The organism is Ectobacillus panaciterrae DSM 19096 (assembly GCF_000430785.1).
In the GTDB taxonomy this organism is placed as follows: domain Bacteria; phylum Bacillota; class Bacilli; order Bacillales; family Bacillaceae_G; genus Ectobacillus; species Ectobacillus panaciterrae.
The window spans coordinates 1-11601 of the sequence record NZ_AUMR01000108.1 but is presented as its reverse complement, the minus strand read 5'-3'; the positions used below and the strand labels follow the sequence as shown (position 1 = coordinate 11601).

Annotated in this window: 12 protein-coding genes, 1 tRNA gene, 2 rRNA genes and 1 pseudogene; 9 read left to right on the top strand and 7 right to left on the bottom strand. The window is 37.3% G+C overall.

Annotated elements, in window-relative coordinates; genetic code table 11:
- Both H540_RS32370 and H540_RS0119550 read right to left on the bottom strand, forming a co-directional pair.
- The coding region (locus tag H540_RS32370) for a 2-thiouracil desulfurase family protein (protein ID WP_155891082.1) at positions 1-138 on the bottom strand (138 nt) is incomplete at its 3' end.
- 416 nt (positions 139-554) lie between these two features.
- Positions 555-911: pseudogene (locus H540_RS0119550) on the bottom strand (hypothetical protein); the annotation flags it as partial.
- Positions 912-1577: 666 nt separating this feature from the next.
- On the opposite strand from H540_RS0119550, the gene H540_RS0119540 reads away from it, so the two are divergent.
- The 9 genes from H540_RS0119540 to psiE all read left to right on the top strand — a co-directional run bounded on the left by H540_RS0119540 (position 1578) and on the right by psiE (position 9361).
- Positions 1578-2291, top strand: a complete 714-nt coding sequence (locus H540_RS0119540) for a glycerophosphodiester phosphodiesterase (protein WP_028402056.1) — start codon at positions 1578-1580, stop codon at positions 2289-2291.
- A 338-nt stretch (positions 2292-2629) separates the two neighbouring features.
- The gene (locus tag H540_RS0119535; RefSeq protein ID WP_028402055.1) at positions 2630-3421 is read left to right on the top strand and encodes an HAD-IIA family hydrolase; all 792 of its coding nucleotides are present in this window, start codon (positions 2630-2632) and stop codon (positions 3419-3421) included.
- Positions 3422-3424: 3 nt separating this feature from the next.
- On the top strand, positions 3425-3964 hold the full coding sequence (locus H540_RS0119530; protein WP_028402054.1) for a glycerol-3-phosphate responsive antiterminator: 540 nt from the start codon (positions 3425-3427) through the stop codon (positions 3962-3964).
- 26 nt (positions 3965-3990) lie between these two features.
- On the top strand, positions 3991-5082 hold the full coding sequence (locus tag H540_RS0119525; protein WP_028402053.1) for an ABC transporter ATP-binding protein: 1092 nt from the start codon (positions 3991-3993) through the stop codon (positions 5080-5082).
- Positions 5079-6011 (top strand): carbohydrate ABC transporter permease, encoded by a 933-nt coding sequence (locus tag H540_RS0119520; protein WP_028402052.1) that lies wholly within the window; start codon positions 5079-5081, stop codon positions 6009-6011. Before H540_RS0119525 ends, H540_RS0119520 begins: the two co-directional genes overlap by 4 nt.
- Complete coding sequence (locus tag H540_RS0119515) at positions 6008-6826, top strand: carbohydrate ABC transporter permease (protein ID WP_034671490.1); 819 nt, start codon at positions 6008-6010, stop codon at positions 6824-6826. Before H540_RS0119520 ends, H540_RS0119515 begins: the two co-directional genes overlap by 4 nt.
- A 43-nt stretch (positions 6827-6869) precedes the next feature.
- Entirely contained in the window at positions 6870-8255 is a 1386-nt protein-coding gene (locus tag H540_RS0119510) for an ABC transporter substrate-binding protein (RefSeq protein WP_028402050.1), read from the top strand.
- Between the two features lie 245 nt (positions 8256-8500).
- The gene (locus H540_RS0119505; RefSeq protein ID WP_028402049.1) at positions 8501-8830 is read left to right on the top strand and encodes a DMT family transporter; all 330 of its coding nucleotides are present in this window, start codon (positions 8501-8503) and stop codon (positions 8828-8830) included.
- 105 nt (positions 8831-8935) lie between these two features.
- The gene (psiE, locus tag H540_RS0119500) at positions 8936-9361 is read left to right on the top strand and encodes a phosphate-starvation-inducible protein PsiE (RefSeq protein ID WP_051317204.1); all 426 of its coding nucleotides are present in this window, start codon (positions 8936-8938) and stop codon (positions 9359-9361) included.
- Between the two features lie 536 nt (positions 9362-9897).
- Here the strand turns inward: psiE and H540_RS0119495 are convergent.
- The 5 genes from H540_RS0119495 to H540_RS0119475 form a co-directional block, all read right to left on the bottom strand.
- On the bottom strand, positions 9898-10545 hold the full coding sequence (locus tag H540_RS0119495; RefSeq protein ID WP_028402047.1) for an ImmA/IrrE family metallo-endopeptidase: 648 nt from the start codon (positions 10543-10545) through the stop codon (positions 9898-9900).
- Between the two features lie 142 nt (positions 10546-10687).
- Positions 10688-10924 (bottom strand): hypothetical protein, encoded by a 237-nt coding sequence (locus tag H540_RS30325; RefSeq protein WP_034671489.1) that lies wholly within the window; start codon positions 10922-10924, stop codon positions 10688-10690.
- 157 nt (positions 10925-11081) lie between these two features.
- Positions 11082-11162 (bottom strand) — tRNA-Leu (locus H540_RS0119485).
- Between the two features lie 91 nt (positions 11163-11253).
- Positions 11254-11369 (bottom strand): 5S ribosomal RNA (gene rrf, locus H540_RS0119480).
- Positions 11370-11432: 63 nt separating this feature from the next.
- A 23S ribosomal RNA gene (locus H540_RS0119475) occupies positions 11433-11601 on the bottom strand; the annotation flags it as partial.

Sequence of the window (11601 nt, the reverse complement as noted above, 5' to 3'; positions counted from 1 at the left end):
CGGGAATCCTCCAAGAACTTCTGGGCATATCAATACAGCTTTATTTTGTTTTACCAATTCTTCAATTTTTTCTACGAGACTATGCGTGCCATTATAGCGGCACCGAATCCCTGCCAAACACGAACTTACTGCAATCATGAAAATGCCTGGTTAATTTGAAATGTATAAAAACATATAAAACCATCTCAAACCAACCAGTCCTCCCCTCTCATTTTATTTTTTAGAACCAATATATGTTTTGAAACCTCCAGATTAACGTTACAGGTTTCAATCCATAACGCTTTAGGATTTTACCGTCTGTCGTGGTCATATTACATTGCCTTTTCTCCGGATAGAGAGCTGTGATATATGCGTCATATCATAGCTCCTCGTCCAGCTTGCTTAATATTCGTTTCACACCTCAGCAAAAAGGAGATATTTTTAAAATAAGTTTACCCTTTTTCTTCCTCTTTTTCCATTTGAAATCCTGTAATCGAAACGGAAGGAAGTGTAAAAAGGACGAGTATTTCGTCCTTTTTTGCCGCTTTTTCATGAAGAGAATGAAATGAACAAGTTTAAAAATGTTCCTGCTTTTCCCAAGACTCTACGATGTAATGAGCCAGCTTCGGATCATATCCTTTTCCAATTAAGTACATGATGGCAGCCAATTCCGTCATAGCGTGCTGTACGGAAGTATGCTGTACTTCCTTCAGGCCGTACTGCACCCAAGGACGAACAACTTGTAAAACAGGACCCTTTAATTGTAGATATTGAGTACCGACCGTTTGTTGGATTTGCTGCGCTGTCGGTTCTTGCGGCACGTATGGCTGCGGATATCGAGAATATTGCTGCTGGTATGGTTGCTGATATTGCGGATACGTCTGCTGGTACTGCGGATGCTGTTGATAAGCGTAAGGGTCATTTGGCATTTGAGGTTGAGTGAACATAAATGTCCTCCTTTTCTTATGACATATACACATGTTATGGGCGAACGAGAAAAGATGTGAGAAGGAAATTCAGCAAATCCTCATTTTTGTAACAAACATATTAGAAAACGATGCCAGCGGACAAGACTCGTATCATATTGAACACGTACATAAACTGGCTACGGTAATTTGTAAAAAAGAAGGCGACGACCTTTTCATAGAAAAAATAAAGAACCAGAATTTCTCCCGGTCCTTCTATGCATCTGATTCGATGCGTATGATTTTTGCACCTTTAATGTCTAACTTTATATATGTGATAATGACTTTATTTTAACATTGCCTTTACAATTATCTGCTAATATAACATATGTTCAAAAGCTATGTTTATATACAAGTGAATAAAAAAACGTCTTTTTGTAGTGGGGAGAGATCATCCGGCAGCGTGCAGAAGCGGTCAAATCTTTACAGCGGTTCATGCAAGGGTAAACCAGAGAGAAGAAGCATACCATACTCCTTTTTCGTTGCACATAGCACATGGAAATGTCGAAATTATCATTCACTCATATATAAATGAAAATGCTGATTTTTAAAAGCGTTTTATTTTTAGAAAGGGATTCATTAAGAATCGAAAATAAAATGTAATATAAGCTAATACGGAAGGAAAGATTACTAATGAAAATTTATGCACATAGAGGCGTACCAAGCTTATATCCTGAAAACACAATGATTGCTTTTCAAGAAGCAGTTCGTATGAAATGTAATGGTATTGAGCTAGATGTTCAATTAACAAAAGATGATGTTCCAGTTGTTATTCATGATGAAACGCTAGAGCGTACAACGAATGGAACCGGGTGGGTGAAAGATTATACGTATGAAGAGCTGTGCACATTTAATGCATCATATAAATATAGAGAAGAGCTTGGCCATTGTCCAATCCCTACATTAGAGGAAGTGTGTCAGCTCATTCAAGGTGAACCGATCATACTTAACATTGAATTGAAAAATGAGATTATAATGTACCCACAACTAGAGGAGAAAGTATATGACATGATCCGTTCATTTAACATTCAAGATCAAGTAGTCGTTTCTTCTTTTAATCATGAGTCGCTAAAGTATTTCCATTCCATTGCCAAAGACGTACAAACGGCTGTTCTAACAGAAAAACCAATCGAGAATGTTGTTGAATATATTAAAGGATTAGGAGCATCTGGTTATCATCCTGATTTTTCTATATTAACAAAGGAGCTAGCGGCTGAGTTAAACGCTAATGATATTGCGATTCGACCTTATACAGTGAATGATCCAAAAGTTGCACAGCAGCTTCGTGATTGGGGCATTTCAGCAATTGTAACAGATTGTCCTCAAATAATAATGCCTTTACTTTAAAAGCAGAATCTTAACTTTAACTTCATATATTATTAAAGTCATCTTAATAATTGGGAGTTATAGTAAAGATAACAAAAGGAAACAAAATACGACAAAAAACAACCATATACGTGAGAATGTACGGGTAGAGACAATCTGAGAACACCCACTTGCATAGAATAGTGCCATTCACAATCAATAAGAGACCTTAAAAGAGGTGTTGTTGTATTGTGTATGAATAATGGCCTATATATGCAAGTAGGTGTTCTTTGTTTTTTGTAGGTCTTTAAAAAAGAATAGACTGATTTTTCGTTTGATTGCGATAGATTTTTTACAGTCTAGTAAAGGAGAAACATGTTATGCGAAATAATTACTCGCTCTACTTTCTCGATATTGATGGCACACTTGTTCAAGGTAGAAATTTATTGCCGATGGCTAAAACATTGATTCATCATTTGCATCAAGAAGGAAAGCAGTTTTTTTATGTAACAAACCATCCAGTTCGTTCTCATGAGGAACATGTTGAGTTTTTAACAAAGCTTGGCTTGCCAATTAAACAAGAGGAACTGATTACACCTCTCGATGCTTTAAAACGATTTTTTAGCAAAGTTGATGAGCCATTTAGTATCTATGTAGCGGGCTCAACAATGATTAAGCGTAAATTGAGGAATTGGAAACTGCCTGTTATTGAACGCTCTTATGAGCAATATGGCAAATGTTTTGTCGTACTGGGAATGGCGTTCAATTTAAATTATGCGATTCTCCAAGAAGCGTATCAATGTATTCAAAAAGGAGCGACATTACTTGTATTAAATCCAGATACTGCGTGTCCTTCAACAGATTATAGATTATTAGATACAGGATCATTTTTAAAGCTGTTTGAGGCTTCTGGTGATTTAAGAAAAGAACCGATTATTATTGGTAAGCCTTCTATTTGGATGCAAGAAGTGTTAGCGGAAAAGATACATGTCCCGCGTAACGAAGTGGTAATTATAGGGGATAGCACGCTTAGTGATATTGCGATTGGAAATTCCCTCGGCATTGACTCTATTCTTCTATCACATACTACGGATGGCCAATTGAGTGACAAGTCTTGGACACCGACATACAACATAACAAGCATTAAAGAACTAGTAGAAAGTTGGCGTTAATCTATGTTTACAGAGCCGTATATCGCAACGATTCAAGATTGGGATAAATATAAAACGTATTATAAGCTGCCTAAAGTTGTGTTTTTGATGACAGGTTCTATGATTCAATTACCAGAGCAAGTATATGAACTTAAAAAACATGACCACGAAGTATTTTTACACTGCGATTTCATTCATGGATTAAATCCGAATACGAAAGAGGCAATGGAATACATTCACGAAGTGATTTGTCCGGACGGTATTATTTCTACAAAAGGCTCAACGATACGAAATGCTAATAAAGTAGGATTAAAAACAATTCAACGTATTTTTGTTTTAGATACATTATCATTGACAAAGTCAATTGAAAACTGCCGGTTAACAAAGCCAAATGCTGTTGAAGTAATGCCAGGCATTATGCCCACTATCATATCAAAATTAGTTGCAGAGCTGCCGTTTCCAATTATTGCAGGCGGGCTTATTCATACGAAGGAAGACGCAAATGCAGCACTTGCTGCTGGAGCAAATGCTGTATCAGCGAGCAGTTCAAATATTTGGGATTAACCGATCAAATAAGAGGAGTTTATAACATGATTACTTTACAAAACGTATGTAAAACATATGAAAACTCAAATCAAAAGGCGGTACAAGATGTTTCTGTTCATATTCAAAAAGGGGAATTCTTTGTTTTAGTAGGCCCTTCAGGATGCGGAAAAAGTACATTGCTTCGAATGATTGCTGGATTAGAAAATATCTCATCAGGCGAGCTTTCAATTAATGGTGTTGTCTCAAATGATTTGCAGCCAAAAGATCGCCATTTATCAATGGTGTTTCAAAACTATGCCTTATATCCGCATCTTACGGTCGAAGAAAATATTTTGTTTGGCTTAAAGGTCCGAAAAATAGCGAAAGAAGAACGTCAAAAGCGCTTAACTGAAGCTGCTAAACTAGTTGGATTAACTTCATATTTAAAGGCGAAACCGAGAGAACTATCAGGAGGACAGCGCCAGCGTGTAGCACTTGCCCGTGCGATTGTCAGTCAAGCGCCTATCTGTCTTATGGATGAACCGCTATCCAATCTTGATGCAAAACTAAGAGCGCAAATGCGTATGGAAATTCGAGATATTCAACAGCGTCTTGGTATTACGATGATTTATGTAACACATGATCAAATTGAAGCGATGACAATGGGAGATCGCATTATGGTATTAAACAAGGGCGAAATCCAACAAGTAGGATCACCGCTTGATATATATAACAAGCCAGAAAATGAGTTTGTTGCCACTTTTATTGGGTCTCCATCTATGAACGTTGCCGATTGTCAAATTGATACGACGCAAAACACTGCTAATGTAGGATCTTTGCGTATTCCGCTGACAGGTTCGTTAGTTAGCCAATTGCAGCATACAGATGTACGTATCGGTATTCGACCTGAACATATTAGCGTAGGCGAGCAAGGTCAGCCTGTTATTGTGCAATCTGTTGAAGTATTAGGAAACGAGTCCATCGTTAACTTTGTGGTAGATAATAACATGTGGAGTGCTAAAGTAGCTGGACAATTGAAGTGTAAACGAGATGAAATTGTCCATGTACAATTTCAAGTAGATAAGCTGCACTTCTTTGAACGATCTACAGCAGAAACATTTTCGTTACACAATGAGCAAGAGGTGATTACGACATGATAGATGTGACAAAACCTTTAACAACGCAGCAAAGTGGACGAAAAATGAACGTATGGAAGCGAACAACAGACGCACGTATCGCTTTTATATTTCTAGCTCCATCGCTTATTCTATTTTCGTTATTTTTGTTTTATCCGTTGCTTAAAACACTTTTCTATAGCTTTCATCTAACAAACGCACAAGGTGAGGCAAGTGTTTTTGTAGGTCTAGAAAACTATCAATATTTATTAACAGATCCTTCTTTTTATCAAAGTATAAAATCGACGTGTTTATTTACTTTATATACTGTTCCAGCTAGCATATGTGTTTCTTTATTTCTAGCATTGCTGGCAAATGAGAAGTTACGAGGAATTGGAATCTTCCGTGTACTCTTTTCTTCGACAATGGGAATTTCTGTCGCTGCAAGCGCTGTTATTTGGTTATTCTTGTTTCACCCAAGTGTTGGCGTGTTTAATAATGTACTAGGCATACTTCATCTGCCAGCAATTGAATGGTTAACAAGTCAAAAATGGGCATTAATTTCGGTATCCATTCCAACTATTTGGATGAATATTGGTTTTTCGTTTTTAGTAATTCTAGGCGGTTTGCAAAATATTGATACAACACTTTATGAAAGTGCATCAATTGATGGTGCGTCTTACTTTTATAAGCTTCGCAAAGTGACGTTGCCTATGTTATCACCGACTTTATTCTTCATAGCAACTGTTACGCTTATCAATGCCGTTCAAAGCTTTGGACAAATTGATATTTTAACAAAGGGCGGTCCAAACGATGCAACGAATTTGATTGTTTATTCGATTTATAAAGAAGCATTTGTCAATTACCAGTTTGGTACGGCAAGCGCTCAAGCCATCGTGTTGTTTATTTTTATCTTTATTGCAACTGTACTTCAGTTTAAATTCGCGGAAAGAAAGGTGCATTATCAATGATCTATACGTGGAGACGGAAAGTATTGTTATACGTATTGCTTTTGCTTAGTGCAATACTTGTATTCTTTCCAGTGTTATATGCAGTTTCAATCGGATTTATGACACCTGATGATATCCAAATGCGTCATCTTTTTCCGACGAATTTCACTTTTAATAACTTTGTTCATATTTTCGATAAAGTGCCCTTGCTTTTATATTTAAGAAATAGCTTTGTCGTTTCAACCTCTGTTATGATTGGACAACTTATCGTATCTAGCTTAGCAGCATATGCGTTTGTGTTTTTACGATTTAAAGGAAGAAACGCAATATTCTTCTTATTTATCTCAACGATGCTTATTCCATGGGAAGCAACAATGATTCCTAACTTCTTATTGGTTCAGCAGTTTGGCTGGACAAATACTTTGATGGGATTAACAGTACCATTTTTTGCAATGGCCTTTGGAATTTTCTTATTAAGACAACATTTCCTTACAATTCCGCATGAGCTTCGAGAAGCTTCATTAATTGAAGGTGTTGGTCATTTTGGATTCCTTTTTAAAGTAGTAGTTCCATATTGCAAAACGAGCTTTATCACGTTAGGAGTGTACGGCTTTTTAACAACTTGGAATATGTATTTGTGGCCGCTCCTCGTAACGAATGATGCAACAGCCCGTACAGTGCAAATTGGTATTAAGCAATTACAAACACAAGAAGTAGCAAACGATTGGGGAGGTGTTATGGCTGGCATTACAATTGTGATTCTTCCAACATTAATCTTATTATTTTTAGGTCAAAAGCAATTACAGCAAGGATTGACAAAAGGCGCAATCAAGTAATGAATTACTAAAAATTAAACAATAAGAAAAGGTGGATAAAAACATGAAATTAGTAAAAAAAGGAGCTGTATTACTTACAGCAGCAGCAATGGCAATGTCAGTAGCAGCATGTTCAAGCTCTCAAACATCAACTAAAGAGTCTTCACAAGCAAAGGTTGAAACAGCACCTGTTGAAAAAGACGGCAATAAAATTGTTGTACGTTTCTGGCATGCAATGAACGGAGATTTACAAAAGAAATTGGAAACACTTGCAGCAGAATACAACCAATCACAAGATAAGTATGAAATTAAACCTGAATTTGAAGGAACATATGAGGAATTATTGACAAAATTCCGCAGTACAGCTGCATCTAAAGAGGTGCCGGCCTTAGTGCAATCAAGTGAAATTACAACAAAGTATATGATTGACAGCAAAAAAATCACACCAGTACAAGAGTGGATTGACCAAGACAAGTATGATACATCTAAATTAGAAAAAGCTATTACAAATTATTATTCAGTAAATGGTAAAATGTATTCTATGCCCTTTAACTCATCTACACCTGTATTAATCTATAATAAGGATGCATTTAAAAAAGCAGGCTTAGATCCTGAAAAAGCACCTAGCACGTATTCAGAATTAGAAGAGGCTGCGAAGAAATTAACAATAAAAGACGGCAATACAACAAAGCAATACGGTTTCTCTATGTTAAACTATGGCTGGTTCTTTGAAGAATTATTGGCAACGCAAGGCGGCTTGTATGTAGACCACGAGAATGGCCGTAAAGGTTCAGCTGAAAAAGCATTATTTAATGGCAAAGAAGGACAAAAAGTCTTCACAATGCTTAATGACTTAAATAAAAGTGGAGAGCTTGGAAAGTACGGTAACGATTGGGATGGTATGCGTGCAGCATTTCAATCTGGGCAAGTGGCAATGTATTTAGATTCTTCTGCAGGTGTTCGTCATATTATTGATACATCTAAATTTGATGTAGGTGTTGCATATATCCCTCATCCAGATGGCGTAGATCCAAAAGGTGTTGTAATCGGTGGTGCATCATTATGGATGACAAATATGATTGGTAAAGAAACACAACAAGGCGCATGGGATTTCATGAAATATTTAACTAAGCCAGATGTACAAGCAAAATGGCATACACAAACAGGTTATTTCGCTATTACACCAGCTGCATATAATGAACCAATAGTAACTGAACAATATCAGAAATATCCACAATTAAAAGTAACAGTTAATCAGCTTCAATCTACAAAACCGTCAACAGCGACACAAGGAGCGTTAATTAGCGTATTCCCTGAATCACGTGATGCGGTTGTTAAATCATTAGAAGCAATGTATGGCGGAGCAGATAGCAAACAAGCATTAGATGATGCAGCTAAAGCAACAGATCGTGCTATCGAAATTGCAAACAGAACAAACGGTAAAAAATAATAGATGTTGTAATGTGAAGTTCGATAGAAAATAAATAAGGACTATCTTGAAAAGTACAATACTTTTGAGATAGTCTTCTTATTTTTAAAATAGCTTGTAAGAAAAAATGCTGAAGGGATTTGTATGTTTGATGCGCTTATCTTATTAACAACACGATAAGATCTTATCATATAATTCGTAAAGCAAATATTGTTTTCCAAAAGGTTGAATTCGTGGCTTTTGTAGCTGAGTGAGGAGGATTTTGGATGAAGGGTTATTTGTTTTTAACACTAGCAATTGTAAGTGAAATCTTTGGTACTTCTATGCTAAAGGCATCAGAAGTGTTTACAAAGTTTTGGCCAAGTACAGCTTTTATAGTAGGTTTTAGTGCGGCATTTTATTCTCTCTCCATAGCTATGCAATATATCCCCTTAAATATAGCGTATGCTATTTGGTCAGGGGTAGGAACAGCATTAACTGCGGTAATTAGCATCTTCATTTGGAAAGAGACGGTAAGTATTCAAGCTGTTATAGGTATAGCCTGTATTATTGTAGGAGTCGTTGTACTGAATTTAGGTAAAACTACGACGCATTAAGAAATGGCAACATTGAGTAAAATCAATCCAAAGATTATGGTAATTAGCTGTTTTAGATGCTAATATTGAACCAATGAAAAAATTATGCTATCTGGGAGGAGTATTGTGATACAACAAAATAAAAACATAAGGTCAAATCTTAGGGTTTCTGTCATTTTTCAGTTTATCTTAAATACAGCATTGGTTTTGCTGGCCATTACTTTATGCATTTTACTTGGTAAGGAAATCATATATTTCATTCGTTTTTCTATTTTTAGCCAAGGGATTGAGTCTCACTACAAACTTCTTGAAAACATCTTGGTTTTCTTTTTGTACTTTGAATTCATTGCAATGATCGTAAAATATTTTCGGGAGAATTATCACTTCCCGCTACGCTACTTTCTTTATATTGGCATTACTGCAATGGTACGTCTAATTATTGTATATCATGATAATCCGCTTAACACACTTTTGTACACTTGCGCCATTCTAGTGTTAGTGATCAGTTACTATATTATAAATTCTGCGACGGCGCAACAGGAGAAACTATAATTTTAACAACCAAAAGATACCTTATTTAATAAGAGCTCTTTTATGTGACTTTATAGGGTACTGAAAAACCTTAGTGCACGGTGGGGGGAAGCAAAAACGATAAACCGCCTTAGAAGCGATTCTGGTAGGTCACTATAAGGGATAGTGCGCCGAAATGCACGTTCACCTCCCACTGCATATTAGTGCGTGTGATTGAATCTAATAGGCGATTGCTCGATTGCAGTCGTTTTTTTGTTACCTTACTATTGACCAATTGGTGATATAGCGTATCCCCCTTTCCTTCTCGTCTAAGTTTCGAGATTCCTCGTCCATGTTCGTCTATCGTTAGGCAAGTGGCGGTATGATACGTACCCCTTTGTTTGTGTGATACGGTACCCCCTTGTCCAAAAAGAAAGACCGCCCTAAACGTAAGAAACGATCTTTCCGTGGTTATTCAAATGTTAACTGCTGCTTTCATCATAAGGTGGATGTGGATAGTGGTGGTCATAATGGTTTCCTTGAACTACGTCCGCTTGGTATTCACCCTATTAATTTTTTTATTGACAATCCTTAAAAACTGGACTGTTTCTCATAATATTGCACTGTTCAGGCGTTAAATGAAAGGCAGTATTTACCGTAGTACGAAACATAAGGTTATTCGGATCATCAGAATGTTGATTATCTGGTGGTTGTATAGCATAAGATAATAAAACATGTCCTAGTTCATGGGCAAGGGTCATTCCGCCACGGGTAAATCCAGGATCAGCATTTGATATAACAATAGCTTGTCCACTAGGGGTATAAAACGGCGCACATCCATCTGCACCTCCTGCAAACGGCCCTTGTATATAATAAACAGCAATATCCGTTTTATCTGTTACACCCCAAGGTCCTGGACCTGTTGGCCTTTGGCTCAACCAAAATTTTAAATTATCATTATATTGATCAAATGTAGGACCACATTGAATTCCGCCCCTATTAACCACAGGGCCGGCAATATTCGCCATTACTGGTTTTTGTGAGTCATTTGGATCTCTAAAACGCCATCTTATATCAAACCTACATGAATTTGGTGATTGTCCCCCCCAGAAAGTACCAGGAACCCCATAGACAAAATCAATCCAATCCATGTGATTTTGGAACATTTGTTGTGTCATATCTGATCCTGGTGCAATATATACGTCTAATACTAAACATGGTGCCATCTTTACATCTCCTTAAAATAGATTCGCTATACACTATTCAGAGAGAGTAGATATGGCTTGTACACATGGCTAGTAAAGACGCATGTTTTTATATATTAAGGAAATGTTTTCATAGGATTGAAAGTAAAAAATACATAAAATGTTACATTCTGAGAACTGGCGACAACGTTTCAACGTTAATTCCCTGTTCTCTTAGTTGGTTCAAACACGCATGGATTTCGTTCTGATAATAACGTATTGTGTGTGGACGTAAATTTCGTATCTCACAGTCCTTCAGAAATAAATCCAACGCAGATGCAAACGACTCTACGTAATTCTTCACCTTCGTCTCCATAATCCGTATTTCTCGCTGATCTAATACGTTTTTTCTCCTGCTCATCGATTCCCTCGACCTCCACTGCGTAATAACAGGTACGTCAGATTTGAACATATTCGTAGACGGCTTTTAGGGCAACAAAAAAGCGTCCCTACCTAAGCAGGAACGCCAAAAACGTTGATATGACGAACATTCTCGTTTTTCTTTCGTAAATAAATGATACCGGTGGCCGGGGTCGAACCGGCACTCCAGAGGAACACGATTTTGAGTCGTGCGCGTCTGCCAATTCCGCCACACCGGCATGATATGATGCTATTAGAGAGGCAATCAATCGGATTTGAATCCTTGATACGCTCTGTATATAATAAAAAGCCCTTATTAAAAGGGCTTTTGCCTAGCGACGTCCTACTCTCACAGGGACAAAGTCCCAACTACCATCGGCGCTGAAGAGCTTAACTTCCGTGTTCGGTATGGGAACGGGTGTGACCTCTTCGCCATCATTACCAGACTCTTGTTATATAAGGAAATTTAATATTCCTTCAAAACTAGATAACATAAGATAAAGTGTATATTGGTTAAGCCCTCGATCGATTAGTATTCGTCAGCTCCACGTGTCACCACGCTTCCACCTCGAACCTATCAACCTGATCATCTTTCAGGGATCTTACTAGCTTGACGCTATGGGAAATCTCATCTTGAGGGGGGCTTCATGCTTAGATGCTTTCAGCACTTATCCCGTC